This is a genomic window from Muricoccus nepalensis, assembly GCF_006438825.1.
GTDB classification, from domain to species: domain Bacteria; phylum Pseudomonadota; class Alphaproteobacteria; order Acetobacterales; family Acetobacteraceae; genus Roseomonas; species Roseomonas nepalensis.
In genome coordinates, this window is the sequence record NZ_RCZP01000003.1 from 327,926 (window position 1) to 343,694 (window position 15,769).

At 74.9% G+C, this 15,769-nt stretch carries 14 protein-coding genes; 10 read left to right on the top strand and 4 right to left on the bottom strand.

Annotated elements, in window-relative coordinates; all coding sequences use genetic code 11:
- Nucleotides 1-84 precede the first annotated feature (84 nt).
- The 9 genes from EAH89_RS06025 (at nucleotide 85) to rpmG (ending at nucleotide 11,342) form a co-directional block, all read left to right on the top strand.
- Entirely contained in the window at nucleotides 85-1,059 is a 975-nt protein-coding gene (locus EAH89_RS06025) for a tripartite tricarboxylate transporter substrate binding protein (RefSeq protein WP_140881875.1), read from the top strand.
- A gap of 4 nt (nucleotides 1,060-1,063) precedes the next feature.
- Nucleotides 1,064-1,501: an allophanate hydrolase-related protein gene (locus tag EAH89_RS06030; RefSeq protein WP_206667466.1), complete on the top strand. Its 438-nt coding sequence runs from the start codon at nucleotides 1,064-1,066 to the stop codon at nucleotides 1,499-1,501.
- 63 nt (nucleotides 1,502-1,564) lie between these two features.
- Complete coding sequence (locus EAH89_RS06035) at nucleotides 1,565-2,839, top strand: dihydroorotase (protein WP_140881876.1); 1,275 nt, start codon at nucleotides 1,565-1,567, stop codon at nucleotides 2,837-2,839.
- The gene (gene plsY, locus EAH89_RS06040) at nucleotides 2,836-3,423 is read left to right on the top strand and encodes a glycerol-3-phosphate 1-O-acyltransferase PlsY (RefSeq protein ID WP_140881877.1); all 588 of its coding nucleotides are present in this window, start codon (nucleotides 2,836-2,838) and stop codon (nucleotides 3,421-3,423) included. Before EAH89_RS06035 ends, plsY begins: the two co-directional genes overlap by 4 nt.
- Nucleotides 3,420-4,541 (top strand): DNA-processing protein DprA, encoded by a 1,122-nt coding sequence (dprA, locus tag EAH89_RS06045; protein ID WP_140881878.1) that lies wholly within the window; start codon nucleotides 3,420-3,422, stop codon nucleotides 4,539-4,541. The genes plsY and dprA overlap by 4 nt, the downstream gene beginning before the upstream one ends.
- A gap of 10 nt (nucleotides 4,542-4,551) precedes the next feature.
- Nucleotides 4,552-7,296 carry a type I DNA topoisomerase gene (topA, locus tag EAH89_RS06050; protein ID WP_140881879.1) on the top strand — a complete coding sequence of 915 codons (2,745 nt, stop codon included), beginning with the start codon at nucleotides 4,552-4,554 and terminating at the stop codon, nucleotides 7,294-7,296.
- A gap of 1 nt (nucleotide 7,297) precedes the next feature.
- Nucleotides 7,298-9,577, top strand: a complete 2,280-nt coding sequence (gene rnr / locus EAH89_RS06055; protein WP_241666879.1) for a ribonuclease R — start codon at nucleotides 7,298-7,300, stop codon at nucleotides 9,575-9,577.
- Nucleotides 9,578-9,789: 212 nt separating this feature from the next.
- Nucleotides 9,790-11,049, top strand: a complete 1,260-nt coding sequence (locus tag EAH89_RS06060; protein WP_161993494.1) for a S41 family peptidase — start codon at nucleotides 9,790-9,792, stop codon at nucleotides 11,047-11,049.
- 125 nt (nucleotides 11,050-11,174) lie between these two features.
- Nucleotides 11,175-11,342: a 50S ribosomal protein L33 gene (rpmG, locus tag EAH89_RS06065; protein ID WP_140881882.1), complete on the top strand. Its 168-nt coding sequence runs from the start codon at nucleotides 11,175-11,177 to the stop codon at nucleotides 11,340-11,342.
- An 84-nt stretch (nucleotides 11,343-11,426) separates the two neighbouring features.
- Here the strand turns inward: rpmG and EAH89_RS06070 are convergent, their stop codons facing one another.
- The gene (locus EAH89_RS06070; RefSeq protein ID WP_140881883.1) at nucleotides 11,427-12,488 is read right to left on the bottom strand and encodes an alcohol dehydrogenase; all 1,062 of its coding nucleotides are present in this window, start codon (nucleotides 12,486-12,488) and stop codon (nucleotides 11,427-11,429) included.
- Between the two features lie 122 nt (nucleotides 12,489-12,610).
- On the opposite strand from EAH89_RS06070, the gene EAH89_RS06075 reads away from it, so the two are divergent.
- Nucleotides 12,611-13,729 (top strand): TRAP transporter substrate-binding protein, encoded by a 1,119-nt coding sequence (locus tag EAH89_RS06075; protein ID WP_140881884.1) that lies wholly within the window; start codon nucleotides 12,611-12,613, stop codon nucleotides 13,727-13,729.
- Between the two features lie 7 nt (nucleotides 13,730-13,736).
- Here EAH89_RS06075 and EAH89_RS06080 read toward each other — a convergent pair whose 3' ends face one another.
- Genes EAH89_RS06080 through EAH89_RS33005 form a run of 3 tightly spaced genes read right to left on the bottom strand, consistent with a single transcriptional unit; the run spans nucleotide 13,737 to nucleotide 15,669 of the window.
- On the bottom strand, nucleotides 13,737-14,792 hold the full coding sequence (locus EAH89_RS06080) for a toxic anion resistance protein (RefSeq protein WP_140881885.1): 1,056 nt from the start codon (nucleotides 14,790-14,792) through the stop codon (nucleotides 13,737-13,739).
- Nucleotides 14,789-15,550 (bottom strand): hypothetical protein, encoded by a 762-nt coding sequence (locus tag EAH89_RS06085; protein ID WP_140881886.1) that lies wholly within the window; start codon nucleotides 15,548-15,550, stop codon nucleotides 14,789-14,791. The genes EAH89_RS06080 and EAH89_RS06085 overlap by 4 nt, the downstream gene beginning before the upstream one ends.
- Nucleotides 15,547-15,669 (bottom strand): hypothetical protein, encoded by a 123-nt coding sequence (locus EAH89_RS33005; RefSeq protein WP_277753774.1) that lies wholly within the window; start codon nucleotides 15,667-15,669, stop codon nucleotides 15,547-15,549. Before EAH89_RS33005 ends, EAH89_RS06085 begins: the two co-directional genes overlap by 4 nt.
- Nucleotides 15,670-15,769 lie beyond the last annotated feature (100 nt).

The following is a 15,769-nucleotide window of genomic DNA, read 5'->3' on the forward strand; positions in this document are numbered from 1 at the left end:
GGCACGACGCCCGCTTTTTCCTGGAGCGGCCAACACGGCCACGGCCTAAGGTCGCGGCCGAGCCGTCACACGGGAACGCCCGCGATGCCATCTCGCCGCCGCCTCGCCGCCGCCCTCCTGCCCCTCGCAATCGGGTCCCGGGCCCGGGCCCAGGCCCCCTCCGCTTTCCCGAGCCACCCGGTGCGGGTCGTCGTCCCCTTCCCGCCGGGCGGCACCGCCGACGTGCTCGTGCGTCTCCTCCAGCCGCCCGTGGCCGAACGCCTTGGCCAGCCCCTGGTGATCGAGAACCGCGCCGGCGGCGCCACGATCATTGGGACCGACGCGGTCGCCAAGGCGGCGGCCGACGGCTACGCCCTGCTCCTGGTGGCGAACAGCTTCGCCATCAACGCGACGCTCGTCGCGCATCCGCCCTTCGACGCCCGCCGCGACTTCACCGGGGTCGCCTCGCTCGGCTTCAACCCGCACGTCCTCGTGGTGAACAACGCCTTCCCCGCGAGAACCGTCGCCGAATTGGTGGCGGCCGCGAGGGCCGCGCCCGGGCGGCTCAGCTACGCCTCCTTCGGCAACGGCACCTCGGCGCATCTGGGGGGCGAAAGCTTCAAGCAGGCTGCCGGCCTGGAGCTGCAGCATGTTCCCTATCGCGGCGGCGCGCCCGCGCTGCAGGATGTCATGGGCGGGCAGGTGCCCATGATGTTCAACAACCTGCCCGATACCCTCCCCCTCATCCGGGACGGTCGCGTGCGGGCTATCGCCGTGGCGGGCGCCCGCCGCGCCGTCGTTCTTCCGGAGGTCCCGACCTTCGCCGAATCGGGCCTGCCGGGCGTCGTCTCCAACTCGTGGTTCGGCCTCGTCGCCCGCGCGGGAACGCCGGCCGGGATCCTCGACCGCCTCCACGACGCCGTCACCGCCACCCTGGCCGAGCCCGCCGTCGCGGCGCGCTTCGGTGAACTCGGCGTGGAGCCGCGCCCCATGCCCCGCGCGGCCTTCGACGCCTTCCTGCGCGACGAGTTCGACCGCAACGCCGCGCTCATACGCCGCGCCGGCATCACCGCGGACTGAACCAGTGCCTGCCCCACCCCGCCCGGCCGGAAGGCCCGGCATCCCGCCGGGCTCCATCGCCCTCGTCGTCAACGGCGGCCTCATGCGCGGCCTGCGCGCCCATGCCCGCCTGACCGGGGCCGGCGCCGTCTTCCTCGGGGAGGTGCAGACCGCCCCCGTGTTCCGCCTCTGGTCCATCGAGGACCGCTTTCCCGGCATGATGCGGGCCGAGGCGGGAGGTGCCTCCATCGCCGCCGAGCTCTACGCCATCCCCCATGCCGGCTTCGCCGCGGTCCTGGAGAGCGAGCCGGATGGCCTCTGCGTCGGCCGGGTGGCCCTGGCGGATGGCACCAGCCCGCTCGGCGTGCTCGCGGAGCCTCGGCTGGTTCAGGGTCGGGAGGAGATCACGGCCCATGGCGGCTGGCGCGCCTATCTGCGGGCCAAGGGCATCCATCCTCTCTGATTGCCGCCCGGCGGCGCCCGCTCCCATGGCAGGGATCGGCCCCAACCCCTATAAGCGGCGCCGATGCGCGACCTGCTGATCACCAACGCCCGCCTTCTCGATCCCGCCACGGGGCTGGACACCATGGGCGGCCTCCTGGTCCGGGAAGGCCGGATCGCGGCCCTGGGCCGCGACCTGTCCGCCCCCGAGGGAGCGGACATCCTAGACGCCGGCGGCGCGATCCTCGCCCCCGGCCTGATCGACCTCCGGGCCTCCCTCGGCGAGCCCGGGCACGAGCACCGCGAGACCATCGAGACGGCGGCCGAGGCGGCGGCGGCGGGGGGCATCACCACCCTCTGCGCCCTGCCCGACAGCGCGCCCGCGCTGGACGACCCCGCCCTGGTCGGCTTCATCCTCCGGCGCGGCGAATCCACGGGCAGCCTCACGATCCTCCCCTACGGCGCGGCCACGCGGGGGTGCCTGGGCGCGGAGCTGACCGAGTTCGGGCTGCTGCGCGAGGCCGGCGCCATTGCCTTCACCGACGGGGCGCGGGCGATCGGCAGCGCGCGGACCATGCGCCTCGCCCTCTCCTACGCCCGCGCCTTCGGCACCTTCATCGTCCAGCACCCGGAGGAGCCCTCGCTGGCCCGCGACGCGAGCGCGACGGAGGGCGAGATGGCGACCCGCATGGGCCTGCCCTCCAGCCCCGCGGCCGCCGAGGCGATGATGGTCGCGCGCGACATCGCCCTGGCGCGGCTGACGAAGGGGCACGTCCACTTCGCCCATGTCTCCACCGCGGCCGCGCTCGACCTGATCCGCGCGGCCAAGGCGGAGGGGCTGCGCGTGACCTGCGACACGGCGCCCCCCTATTTCGACCTCAACGAGACGGCGATCGGCGACTTCCGCACCTACGCCAAGCTCTCCCCGCCGCTCCGGCGCGAGGAGGACCGGCGGGCCGTGGTGGCGGCGCTGGCCGACGGCACGGTCGACGCCATCGCCTCCGACCACCAGCCGCGCGACGCCGATGACAAGCGCGTGCCGTTCGCCCAGGCCGAGGCCGGGGGCGCCGGGCTCGCGACCCTTCTCGGCGTCACCCTCGCCCGCCACCACGCGGGCGACCTGCCCCTGCTGCGCGCCCTCGAGCTGCTGACGGCCGCCCCGGCCCGGCTGCTGGGCCTGGAGGCCGGGCGGCTGGCCACGGGGGCGCCGGCAGACCTCGTCCTCATCGACCCCGAGCGCGCCTGGAAGGTCGAGGCGGGGCGGCTGCCCGGCAAGGCGCAGAACTCGCCCTTCGACGGGCGGGCGCTGGAGGGGCGGGTCCTCGGCACCTGGAAGGCCGGGGCGCGCGTACACGGATGAGCGCGCTTCTTCTCGCCGCCGCCCTCGGCTTCCTGCTGGGCTCCATCCCCTTCGGGCTGATCCTCACCCGCGCCGCGGGGCTGGGGGACATCCGCGCCATCGGCTCGGGCAACATCGGCGCGACGAACGTGCTGCGCACGGGCAACCGCAAGCTCGCCGCGGCCACGCTGGCGCTCGACTTCCTCAAGGGCGCCGTCGCGGTCTGGATCGCCCGCGCCCTGCTCGGGCCGGAGACCGCGGGCGTCGCCGCCCTCGCCGCCGTGCTCGGCCACTGCCACCCGCCCTGGCTCGGCTTCCGGGGCGGCAAGGGGGTGGCGACGGCGCTCGGCGTCTTCCTCGGCCTCGCCTGGCCGGTCTTCCTGGCGGCGGCCGTCACCTGGCTCGGCATGGCGAAGCTGGTGCGCATCTCCTCGGCCAGCGCGCTGGCGGGGCTCGCGGTCGCGGTGGTCGTCGCGGCGGCTCTCGGCGGGGGGGCGCTGGCCTGGCCGGTGGCCCTCATCACCGCCTATGTCTACGCCCGCCACCACGCCAACATCCGCCGCCTCCTCGCCGGCACGGAGCCCCGGATCGGCGAGGGCAAGTGACCCCGGCCGAGTCGCTCGCCCGGCTGCGGCTCGCCCGCACCGAGGGAATTGGCCCGCAGAATTTCAGTCGCCTGCTGGAACGGCACGGCAGCACCGCCGCCGTGCTGCGCGCCCTCCGCGCGGAGGGGGCCGGGCGCTTCAATCCGCCCGCGCCCGGCGCCGTGGAGCGGGAGCACGACGCGGTGCTCGCGCTCGGCGGCGCCTGGCTGCACCGCGGCACCGATCCCTACCCGCCCCTCCTCGCGCAGCTCGAGGACGCGCCGCCGGTGCTGGCGGCGCTGGGCGACCTCTCGCTCCTCGCGGGCCGGGGGGTCGCGGTGGTGGGGGCGCGGAACGCCTCGGCGGGGGGCCGGCGGATCGCGGAGGACATGGCGGAGGAACTGGCCGGGGCCGGGGTGACCGTCACCTCCGGCCTCGCCCGCGGGATCGACACCGCCGCCCATACCGGCGCGCTCCGCCACCGCCGGACGATCGCGGCCATCGCGGGCGGGCTCGATGTCGCCTACCCGCCCGAGAACCGGGACCTCCAGGACCGGATCGCGGAGGTCGGGCTCCTGCTCGCCGAGGCGCCGCTCGGCACCGCGCCGCTGGCGCGGCACTTCCCGCGGCGCAACCGGATCGTCGCCGGCCTCTCGCTCGGCGTGGTGGTGGTGGAGGCGGCGCCGCGCTCGGGCACGCTCATCACGGCCCGCCTGGGCGCCGAGGCGGGGCGGGAGATCTACGCGGTGCCAGGCTCGCCGCTCGACCCCCGCTGCCGGGGCTCGAACGACCTCCTGCGGCAGGGGGCGCATCTCTGCGAGACGGCGGCGGACGTGCTGGACACCCTGCCCGCCGGCCCGGGGCTGGCGCGCCTCCGCGCCGCGCCCGGCCGGCCCGCTCCCTCGCGCGAGCCCGCGCGCGCCCAGGCGACGCGCGAGGAATCAACGCCTTCCGAGCTCCTCTCCCTCATCGGCCCGACACCCGTAACGGTTGACGAGGTGCTCCGCCGCTGCCACCTAACCGCGTCAACCGCCCGCGCCGCGCTTCTCGACCTGGAGCTGGCGGGCCTGATCGAGGCGCTTCCCGGAAACTGCGTCGTGCGTTCCGGCATTCAGCGCACAGATGAACCGGAGGGCTAAAAGGCCCCACATGACAGACGTCGTCGTCGTCGAATCGCCCGCAAAGGCGAAGACCATCAACAAGTACCTGGGCGACGGATACACCGTCCTCGCCTCCTTCGGCCATGTCCGCGACCTTCCCGCCAAGGACGGCTCCGTCCGGCCGGAGGAGGACTTCGCGATGGACTGGTCCTCGGAGGAGCGCGGCGAGCGCCAGGTCCGCGAGATCGTCCAGGCGCTGAAAGCGGGCGGGTCCAAGCGCCTCTACCTCGCCACCGACCCGGATCGGGAGGGCGAGGCCATCTCCTGGCACGTCCGGCAGATGCTGGAGGGCCGCAAGGCGCTGAAGGGGATCGAGGTCCACCGGATAACCTTCAACGAGATCACCAAGCGCGCCATCCAGCACGCGATCGAGCACCCGCGCGACCTCGACATCCCCCTCATCGACGCCTACCTCGCGCGCCGCGCGCTCGACTACCTCGTCGGCTTCACCCTCTCGCCGGTGCTCTGGCGCAAGCTCCCGGGCAGCCGCTCGGCCGGGCGCGTGCAGTCGGTGGCGCTGCGCCTGATCACCGACCGCGAGGCGGAGATCGAGGTCTTCAAGCCCCGCGAGTACTGGACGATCGAGGCGGCCTTCCGCACCCCGGCGGGCGCCCCCTTCACGGCGCGGCTGACGCATCTCGAGGGCAAGCGGCTCGACCAGTTCGACCTGGCGGACGAGGCCGCGGCGGCGCGCGCGAAGGGCCTCGTCGAGGGGGGCTCCTTCACCGTCTCGGCGGTGGAGAAGAAGCGCACCCGGCGCAACCCGCCGCCGCCCTTCACCACCTCCACCCTCCAGCAGGAGAGCAGCCGCAAGCTCGGCTTCGGCGCCCAGGCGACGATGCGCCTCGCCCAGCAGCTCTACGAGGGCGTGGACATCGGCGGCGAGACGGTCGGCCTCATCACCTACATGCGGACCGACGGCGTGCAGATGTCGCGGGAGGCCATCGGCGAGATCCGCGACCACGTGAAGGAGGCCTTCGGCGAGCCCTACCTTCCCGCCGCCCCCCGCGAGTACGCGACGAAGGCGAAGAACGCGCAGGAGGCCCACGAGGCCGTGCGCCCGACCGACGTGCGCCGCACCCCGCAGGACGTCGCCCGCTACCTCAACCCCGAGCAGCGGCGGCTCTACGACCTCGTCTGGAAGCGCGCCGTCGCCTCGCAGATGCAGTCGGCCGAGATGGACCAGACGGCGGTGGACATCGACGACGCCGCCGGCCGAGCGCGCCTCCGCGCCACCGGCCAGGTCATCGCCTTCGACGGCTACCTGAAGCTCTACCGCGAGGACATCGACGACCCCCGGCAGGCCGCCGACGACGAGAACCGCACCCTGCCGCCGATCGCGCAGGGCGAGGAGCCGCGGCGCGACAGCGTCACCTCTACCCAGCACTTCACCCAGCCGCCGCCGCGCTACTCCGAGGCGTCGCTCGTGAAGAAGATGGAGGAGCTCGGCATCGGGCGCCCCTCCACCTACGCCTCGATCCTGCAGACGCTGCAGGACCGGGAATACGTCCGCATCGACCAACGGCGCTTCATCCCGGAGGACCGCGGGCGGCTCGTCACGGCCTTCCTCGTCTCCTTCTTCGAGCGCTACGTCGACACGAACTTCACGGCGGCGCTGGAGGAGAAGCTCGACGACATCTCGGGCGGGCGGGCCGACTGGCGCGCCGTGATGCACGAGTTCTGGGACCAGTTCCGCCAGGCCGTGGACGCGACGAAGGACCTCAAGATCAGCGACGTCATCGACGCGCTGGACGAGGACCTCGGCCCGCACTTCTTCCCGGCGCGCGAGGGCGGCACCGACCCCCGGGCCTGCCCGACCTGCGTGAACGAGCACCGCCTGGGCGGGCGGCTGGGCCTTCGCCTCGGCCGCACCGGCGCCTTCATCGGCTGCTCGAACTACCCGGAGTGCCGCTACACGCGCCCGCTCGTGGTGCCCTCGGCGGACGGGGAAGACGCCGGCAACGAGGGGCCGCGCGCCCTCGGCACCGACCCCGCGACGGGGCAGGAGGTCTCGCTGCGGCGCGGTCCCTACGGGCTCTACGCCCAGCTCGGCGAGCCCGGCACGGACGAGAAGGGCAAGCTGACCAAGCCGCGCCGCGCCTCGCTGCCCCGCGGCATGGACCCGGAGACGCTGACGATCGACCGCGCCCTCGCGCTGCTGAACATGCCGCGCGTGGTCGGGCTGCACCCAGAGACGGGCGAGGAGATCACCGCCAATCTCGGCCGCTTCGGGCCCTACCTGAAGATGGGCGCCCTCTCGCAGAGCGTGCAGGCGGACGACGACATCCTCTCGCTCGGCATGAACCGGGCGATGGAGCTGCTGGCCAACGCCAAGCCGCGGGGCATCGTGCTCGGCAACCACCCGAAGGACGCGGCGCCCGTCGAGGTGAAGCGGGGGCGCTTCGGGCCCTACGCCCAGCACGGCAACACCGTCGCCTCCCTGCCGCGCGGGGTCCAGATGGAGGACTTCACCCTCGACCAGGCCGTCGCGCTGCTGGCCGAGAAGGGCAAGCCGCTGCCGCCGAAGAAGGGCCCCGGCGGCAAGAAGGCGCCGGCGAGGAAGGCGGCCGCGAAGCCCGCGGCGGAGGCGGCGCCCGCGCCGGCCAAGGCCGCGCCCAAGCCCGCGGCCAAGAAGGCGCCCGCGAAGAAGGCCCCGGCGAAGAAGCCGGCCGCCAAGAAGGTCCCTGCCAAGGCCGCGCCCAAGGCGAAGGCGGCCGCGAAGGGCCAGGGCTGAGGTGGCGGCGCCCCCCGAGAGGCCGGCGGTGGAGGGCGCCCCCAACCCGCTGCCGACGCGGGAGGCGCTGCTCGCCTTCCTCCGCGCCGCCCCGGGCCGCGTCGGCAAGACCGAGATCAGCCGGCATTTCGGCCTCACCAGCGACCAGCGCCCGGCGCTGCGCGCCCTGATGGCCGAGCTGCGGGACGAGGGCAGCGCCGCCGCCGTCGGCCGCCGCACGCTCCGCCACAGCGCGACCCTGCCCGACATGGCCGCCCTCGAGGTCACGGGCACGGACCCCGACGGCGATCCGATCGCCCGCCCCATCACCTGGGAGGGGTCGGAGAAGCCGGTCGTCTACATGCGGCCCGAGCGCACGGGGCAGCCGGCGCTGGCGCCGGGGGACCGGGTGCTGGCCCGCATCACCCGGATCGGCGGCAACAAGTACGAGGGGCGCACCTTCAAGCGCATCGGCACGGGCTCCCCCTCCCGCGTGCTCGGCGTCTACAGCAAGGGGCTGGTGGAGCCCGTGGACCGGCGCTCAAGGGCGAGCTGGGTCATCCCCGCCGGCGAGGCGAACGGCGCGGAGGAGGGCGAGCTGGTCCAGGCCGAGCCCCTCCCCGGCGCCGGGCGGGAGCGGCTGATGGGCCCGCGGGCCGCGCGGATCGTCGAGCGGCTGGGGCGCATGGACGACGCGCGCGCCGTCTCGCGCCTCTGCATCGCCGCCCACGAAATCCCCGACGAGTTCCCCGGGGAGGTCACCCAGGCCGCCGCCCGCGCCGCTGCCATCCCGCTCGGCGCGCGCGACGACCTCCGTGACGTGCCGCTCGTCACCATCGACGGGGAGGACGCGCGCGACTACGACGACGCCGTCTTCGCCGAGCCGGAGGGGGATGGCTGGCGCGTCCTCGTCGCCATCGCCGACGTCGCCCACTACGTCCGCCCCAACGCGCCGCTCGACCGCGAGGCGCGGCACCGCGGCAACTCCGTCTACTTCCCCGACCACGTCGTGCCGATGCTGCCGGAGGCGCTGTCCAACGGCTGGTGCAGCCTCAAGCCCGGCGAGGACCGCGGCTGCCTCTACGTCGAGATGCGCTTCGACGGCGCGGGCACGAAGACCGGCCACCGCTTCGGCCGCGCCCTCATGCGCTCCGCGGCGCGGCTGACCTACGAGACGGTCCAGGCCGCGCGCGACGCCGGGGAGGACGCGGGGCTGGCCGAGGGCCAGGTCGCCCGACTCTACGGCGCCTTCGGGGCGCTGCTGGCCGCGCGGCTGCGGCGCGGCACGCTCGACCTCGACCTGCCGGAGCGGCGCGTGGTGCTGGACGCGGCCGGCAAGGTGCTCTCCATCGCGCCCCGCCCCCGGCTCGACAGCCACCGGCTGATCGAGGAGTTCATGGTCGCCGCCAATGTCTGCGCGGCGGAGGAACTCGAGCGGCTGCACCTGCCCTGCATGTACCGCGTCCACGACCGGCCTTCCGACGAGAAGATGGAGAACCTGCGGGGCTTCCTCTCGGGGCTCGGGATCTCGCTGCCGGCCTCGAACGTGGTGCGGCCGCGGGACTTCGCGGGGGTGCTGGAGGCGGTGAAGGACCGACCGGAGTCGCGCCTCGTCAGCGAGACGATCCTGCGTGGGCAGTCCCAGGCCGAGTACGCGCCGGAGAACATCGGGCATTTTGGCCTCGCCCTGCCGCGCTACGCCCATTTCACGAGCCCGATCCGCCGCTACGCCGACCTTCTCGTGCACCGCGCGCTCATTCGCGGCCTCGGCCTCGGGGAGGACGGCATGACGGACGGCGAGGTGGCCGTGCTCGCCGAGACCGGCGAGCACATCACCAAGACCGAGCGCCGCGCGGCGCTGGCCGAGCGCGACGCGGTGGACCGCTACCTCGCGGCCTACATGGCGGACCACGTCGGCGCCACCTTCCCCGCGCGCGTTTCGGGGGTGACACGCTTCGGCCTCTTCGTGACACTGGAGGAGAACGGCGCCAACGGAATCGTCCCGATGGCGGCCCTGCCGGACGACCAATGGTTCCACGAGGAAGCGGCGATGCGCCTGATCGGCCGCCGCACGGGCCTGACCTTCACCCTCGGCCAGGAGGTCGAGGTGCGGCTGGCCGAGGCCGTGCCGCGGACCGGCAGCCTCAGCTTCCAGCTCCTGCAGGGCGACCCGCGCTCCGGCGCGGCCCCAAGGCCGGGCGGCTCGCCGCCGCGGGCGGGCGGCACGCCGCCGCGGGGGCGGCAGAAGATCACCGCGCGCAAGCCGAAGGGCGGCCGCGACGCCCCGAAACGGCCGCGCTGACCCGGCGCGGGCTCGCCCTTCTCGCCCTTCTGCTCGCCTGGGCCGGGCCGGCCCGCGCGCAGGATTACGCGCCGGTCCTCCGCGCCGCCTTCACCGCCATCGCCGAGCGCCACCTCGAGGCGACGGAGCCGCCGCTCGTCGGCCTCTGGGCGCTGCGGGGGCTGGAGGCGATCGACGCCACCCTCTCCTCCGCGCGCCGCGGCCCGGCCCTCGTGCTCGGCTTCTCCGAGAGCCTCGTCGCCGACCGGCTCGCGGGGACCACGCCGGTCTCCGTCGCCGACGCCGTGGCGGCGCTGCTGGCCGAGGCGGAGCGGCAGTCGCCGGCGCTGCGGCGCGCGGGGCGGCAGGCGGTGCTGCAGGCGATCTTCGAGGAGATCTTCAACCACCTCGACCCCTACAGCCGCTACACCACCCCCGAGGAGACGCGGCTCGGGCGGGAGCGGCGGCTCGGCATCGCCGACCTCGGCCTGCTACTGGCGGCGGGGCCGCGGGGCGCGGTGACGATCGCCCAGGTGGTGCCCGAGAGCGCGGCGGCGCGCGCGGGGCTGCGGCTCGGCGACCGGGTGATCGACGCCGACGGCATCGCCCTTTCCGGCCGGGACATCCCGGAGGCCATGGCGGTGCTGGAGGGGCCGGCGGGGAGTAGCGTCGTCCTCACCCTCCAGCGTGGGCGGCAGCGGCTCTCGGTGGTGTTGACGCGAAGCCCCTCGCCGGCGGCGTCCGTCGTGGCGGAGGTGCGGGACGGCGTCCTCTGGCTCCGCGTGCCCTTCTTCGCGGCGGGCACCCCCTCCCAGATCGACCTCGCGCTCGCCCGCTGGCCGGTCGCGGCCGCGCCACTCGGCATCGTGCTGGACCTGCGGGGCAACCGGGGCGGGCTGCTGCAGCAGGCGGTGCAGGTGGCCGACGCGCTGCTGCCGCCGGGCTCCCTGATCGCGACGACGGAGGGCCGGCACCCGGATTCGCGGCGCCGCTTCCGCGCCAGCGGGCCGGACGGCGCGGCCGGGCGGCGGGTGGTGGTGCTGGTGGACGGGCGCACCGCATCGGCCGCCGAGGTGGTGGCGGCGGCGGTGGGCGACCTCGGGCGGGGGCTGGTGATCGGCAGCGCGACCCTCGGCAAGGGGCTGATCCAGATCCTCGTGCCGCTGCCGGGCGGGGGGGAGCTGGCTCTCTCCTGGTCGCGCATCCTCGCGCCCCGGGGCTGGCCGGTGCAGATGCTGGGCGTGCTGCCGGGCCTCTGCACGAGCCTCGGCGCCGAGGAGACGGCGCGGGGCCTGGCCAACCTCGGCACGGCCGACAGCCCGATGGCGGTTCCCCTCGCCCGCGCCCGGGCCGCGCGGGCGCCGGTGCCGGCGAGCGAGGTGGCGGCGCTGCGCAACGCCTGCCCGCCCGCCGAGGGGCGCGAGGCGGACCTCGCGGCCGCGCGCGCCGTGCTCGAGCGGCCGGAGGTCTACGAGGCCGCGGCGGGGGGCTGACGCACGGCGGGGCCGCGGATGCAGCTAGCGCTTGACGCCAGCGCTCCGGGCGCTAGGTTCCGGCCCCTTCGCGACCCGGCCCCGGCCGGCCTCCGCCCTCCTGGAATCGAGTCCCGAGCCCGAACATGGCCAAGTCCAACACCATCCAGATCCGCCTCGTCTCCTCCGCGGACACCGGCTACTTCTACGTGACGAAGAAGAACACGCGGAACGCGACCGGCAAGATGGAGAAGAAGAAGTACGACCCTGTGGCGCGCAAGCACGTCACCTTCCGCGAGGCGAAGATCAAATAATCCCCGCCGGGCCCCGCGCCCGGCAGGACTGGCCGAGAGGGGCGCCCGGGAACCGCTGGTTCCGCGGGCGCTTCGTCGTGGGCGTCAGGCGGCGTCGGCGCGCAGCACCACGCGGCCGGTCACCTTGCCGTCCCGGAGCCGCTCCAGCACGGCGCCGGCCTGGTCCATGGGCGCGGTCGAGACCGGCAGCGGGCTCAGCTTGCCCTCCTTGGCGAGCGCCATCACCGCCCGGAGGTCCGAGGGCGAGCCGACATAGGAGCCCTGCAGGGCCAGCGCCCGGATGGCCATGATCGGCAGGGGCACGGTGATCTCGCCCCCGAAGAGGCCGACCTGCACGAGGGTGCCGCCCTTGCCCAGCGCGTCGAAGGCAAAGCGGGCGGTCGCGCTGCCGTTCACGAGGTCGATGACGGCGAGGGCGGGGCCGCCGCAGGCCGCCGTGATGGCGGCGGTCACGTCCCCCTCGGCGAGGACGGTCTCGGTGGCGCCGGCCTTCCGGGCGGCCTCCAGCTTCTCCGCGGAGACGTCGACCGAGACGATCCGCCGGTGCCCGAGGGCGCGCAGCATGTGGATGGCGCCGAGGCCAAGGCCGCCCGCGCCGACGAGCACCACCGGGCGGTCCGGCGGGATGTCGCCGAGCTTGCGGATGGCCGAGTAGACGGTGATGCCCGAGCAGGCGTAGGTGGCGGCGACCGCGGGGTCGGCGCCGTCCATGGGCACGAGGTACTTCGCGTCCGGCACCAGCACGTGGGTCGCGTAGCCGCCGTTGCGGTAGATGCCGAGCGTGCGCGCCTGGTTCGGGCACATGTTGTCCTCGTCGGCCGCGCAGCGCTCGCACTTGCCGCAGCCGATCCAGGGATAGACGACCTTCGCCTCGCCGACCGCGACGCCCTTGGCGTCCGGCCCGAGGGCGGCGACGCGGCCGGCGATCTCGTGGCCCATGGCGAGCGGCAGCACCACGCCGCGGTCCTTCAGCGAGAGCTTGCCCCGGCTGCCGAGGTCGTAGCCGCCCTCCCAGATGTGGAGGTCCGAGTGGCAGACGCCGCAATGGGTGACCTCGACCAGGACCTCCGAGCCCTTGGGCTCCGGCGTCGGCATGTCGAGCGCCTGCAGGGGCGCCCCCGTTTCCACGACCGACCAGGCGCGCATCGCATTCCCTCCCGCTTCTTCGGGGGGATGGCACACCGCGGCCGGGCCGGGGTCAACCGCCTCCCCCCTGGCATCGCGCCCCGGATGGCGGTAGTGCCGGAACAACAACGGGAGAGAACCGCATGGAACGCCGCGCCCTTCTCGGCCGCGCCGGCACCGCCGCCGCCCTGGGAACCACGCTGGCCGCCGCCGCGGCGCCCGCCCTCGCGCAGCCGGCCGTCACGCAGAGCGCGCAGCCGACGCTCCGCTGGCGCCTCACCTCCTCCTACCCGCGCTCGCTCGACGCCATCTACGGCGCGGGCGAGGTCTTCGCGCGGGTGGTGTCGGAGCTGACGGACGACCGGTTCCAGATCCGCGTCTTCTCGGCCGGCGAGATCGCGCCGCCGCTCCAGGCGCTGGACGCCGTGCAGAGCGGGAGCGTGGAGTGCTGCCACACCACGAGCTTCCTCTACACCGGCAAGAACGACGCCTTCGCCTTCGCGACGGGCCTGCCCTTCGGCCTGAACACGCGCCAGCAGAACGCCTGGATGTACGAGGGCGGCGGCATCGACCTGATGAACGAGGTGCACCGCAAGTTCAACGTCTACGGCATGCCGCTGGGCGCCACCGGCGCGCAGATGGGCGGCTGGTTCCGCAAGGCGCTCGGGCCTGCCTCCGACCTCAACGGCCTCAAGATGCGGATCGGCGGGCTGGCGGGGCAGGTGCTGTCGCGCCTCGGCGGCGTGCCGCAGCAACTCGGCGCGGGCGACCTCTACCCGTCGCTGGAGCGCGGGACGATCGACGCGGCGGAGTGGCTCGGGCCCTACGACGACGAGAAGCTCGGCTTCGTGCGCGTCGCGCCCTTCTACCACTACCCCGCCTGGTGGGAGGGCGGCGCCTCCACCTACTTCTACGTCAACCTCGACCAGTGGAACGCCCTGCCGAAGTCCTACCAGGCCGCCATCCGCGCGGGCTGCGCGGAGGCGACGCACTGGATGGTCGCGCGCTACGACATCCGCAACCCCGACAGCCTGCGGCGCCTCGTGGCCCAGGGGGCGAAGCTCACGCCCTTCTCGCGCGACATGATGGACACCTGCCTGCGCACCTGGCTCGACCTCGAGCGGGAGCTGGTGGCGAAGAACCCGGACTTCGCCAAGGTGCACGAGAGCTGGTCGAAGCACCGGGACGACATGCGGATCTGGCACCGCGTGTCGGAGCTGAGCTTCGACAACTACGTCGCCCAGGCGTCCTCCCGGCGCTAGGCGCGCCTCAGGGCCGCCGCGGCGCGGGGGCGCGGGCGGCGGTGAGGGCGCGGCGGATCTCGGACTCCGCCTCGCCGAGCGCCTTGGTCGCGGCGACGCGGCGCTCGCGGCCCTCCTGGGCGATGCGGAGCGAGTCCTCGATCGTGGAGACGAGGGCGACGTTGGCCTTCTGCACGGCCTCGAGGTCGACCACGCCGCGCTCGATTTCCGTGCGCACCTCGACGTTGGCGCGGCGCAGCCCCTCGGCGTTGGCGGTCAGCAGTTCGTTGGTAAGGTCGGTCGCGGCCTTCACCGCGGCGCCGGCCTCGCGCATGCGCTGGAGCGCCAGGGCTTGGGCGAGCTGCGTGCGCCAGAGCGGCACGGTGTTGGCGAGGACGGAGTGGATCCGCCCGGCCAGCGCCTTGTCGTTCTCCTGGATGAGGCGGATCGAGGGGAGCGCCTGCATGGCGACCTGCCGCGTCAGGCGGAGGTCGTGCACGCGGCGGTCGAGGTCCTCGCGCGCCGCGCGGAGGTCGCGGAGGCGCTGCGGGGCGATGGGGTCGGCGGGGTCCATGGCCGCGCGCTCGGCGGCGGGGATGGCCTCCCCGTCGGTGCGGGCGAGGACGGCCTCGCCGGCGGCGACGTGGTCGGCCAGGGCATGGAACCAGGTGAGCGTCGCCTCGTAGAGGCGCTCGAGCCGCTCCACGTCCTCCATGAGGCGCGTGCGGTGGGTGTCGAGCTTGTCGCCGATCGCCTCCACCTGGCCGCGCACGCTCTCGTAGCGCTGGAGGATGGCGGTGGTCTCGCTGCCCGCGCGCCCGATGAGGCGCGACAGCAGGCCGGGCTTGCTGTCGAGCTTCGTCACGTCGAAGCCGCGAAGCGTGCCGAGCAGGCGGGAGAGGCTGTCCCCGGCCTCGCCCACCGCGTCGCTGCGGGCGGCGCCGAGCATGGCGTCCGCGGCGGCGGCCGCGCGGCCCTGGGCCTCCTGGCCGAAGCGGGTGATGCTGCCGGGGTCGTTGAGGTTGATGCGGGAGGCGAGCTCCTGCACGCCGGGGGTCGCCGGCTCCACGGTTCCGTCGCTCACGAGATGCCCTCCTGGTGCAGGCGGTCCTGCAGCACCTTCACCTGGATCGCCAGCGCCTCAGTCTCGGCGCCGCGGAGATCGGCGGCCGATTGCCGAGCGGCGCGGGCGAGGTCGTCGACCAGCACCGGCAGCGTCTCGGGCGGGGTCGCGCCCTGGGAGAGGCGGACGCCGATTCGCTCCAGCCCGTCGATGCCGACGACGAGCACGCGGCGTGCCTGGCCCGCGGCGTCGGGGCGCTGGGCGAGCTCGTCGAGCAGGCCGCCGAGCTCCTGCGCGGCCGGCAGCAGGCGGGGGTCGCCGGCGCGGAGGGCGGCCAGGCGGGCGCGCATGGGGTCGAGCGCGTCCGGCGCGGGGGCCGGGCGCGGCGGCGGGGGCGGTGCCGCCTCCGTCACGCCGTCGTAGAGGAGGCGGGCGCCGCCCCAGGCCATGAGGCCGAGGACGACGGCGCCGAGGCCGCCCGTGCCACCCGCGAAGCCCGCGGCGAGGCCGGTGCCGACGCCGAGCAGCACGCCCGCGCGCCGCGCGTCGCCCCGGCGGGCGCGGGCGAGGCGCGACATGGCGAGGCCGACGCCGGCGAGGCCGGCCACGGTGCCGCCGACGAGCCGCCCCTCCCCCGTCGCGAGGGCGAGGAAGAAGGTGGGGACGAGGGGTAGCGCGAAGAGGGCGACGGGAAGGCCGCGCAGGCCGGTCCACCAGCCCGGGAGCCGGTCATGGCCCTGGTAGGGGCCGGCCCGCCGGCCGAGGGGAGGCGTGCTCAATCGAAGAGCTCCACCAAGACGTGGACGAAGGCGAGCAGCCCCGTGAAGCCGACGCCCGCGGCGACGAGGGCGAGGCCGGCGAGGCGGCGGACCGGGGCAGGCAGGGCGGTGGCGTTCATGTCGGGGCGAAGATCGTCCCGCGGTGCCCCCGCTTCAAGCGCCCGCCGCTCGCGCCGCCGCCGGCCCATGCCGAAACCCTCGGCGAGACCCGGGCCGGGC

Excerpts from the sequence above, each read along its gene's own strand:
- EAH89_RS06025 (WP_140881875.1), top strand. The coding sequence starts at position 85 with ATGCCATCTCGCCGCCGCCTCGCCGCCGCCCTCCTGCCCCTCGCAATC.
- EAH89_RS06035 (WP_140881876.1), top strand. The coding sequence starts at position 1,565 with ATGCGCGACCTGCTGATCACCAACGCCCGCCTTCTCGATCCCGCCACG.
- plsY (WP_140881877.1), top strand. The coding sequence starts at position 2,836 with ATGAGCGCGCTTCTTCTCGCCGCCGCCCTCGGCTTCCTGCTGGGCTCC.
- topA (WP_140881879.1), top strand. The coding sequence starts at position 4,552 with ATGACAGACGTCGTCGTCGTCGAATCGCCCGCAAAGGCGAAGACCATC.
- rpmG (WP_140881882.1), top strand. The coding sequence starts at position 11,175 with ATGGCCAAGTCCAACACCATCCAGATCCGCCTCGTCTCCTCCGCGGAC.
- EAH89_RS06070 (WP_140881883.1), bottom strand. The coding sequence starts at position 12,488 with ATGCGCGCCTGGTCGGTCGTGGAAACGGGGGCGCCCCTGCAGGCGCTC.
- EAH89_RS06075 (WP_140881884.1), top strand. The coding sequence starts at position 12,611 with ATGGAACGCCGCGCCCTTCTCGGCCGCGCCGGCACCGCCGCCGCCCTG.
- EAH89_RS33005 (WP_277753774.1), bottom strand. The coding sequence starts at position 15,669 with ATGAACGCCACCGCCCTGCCTGCCCCGGTCCGCCGCCTCGCCGGCCTC.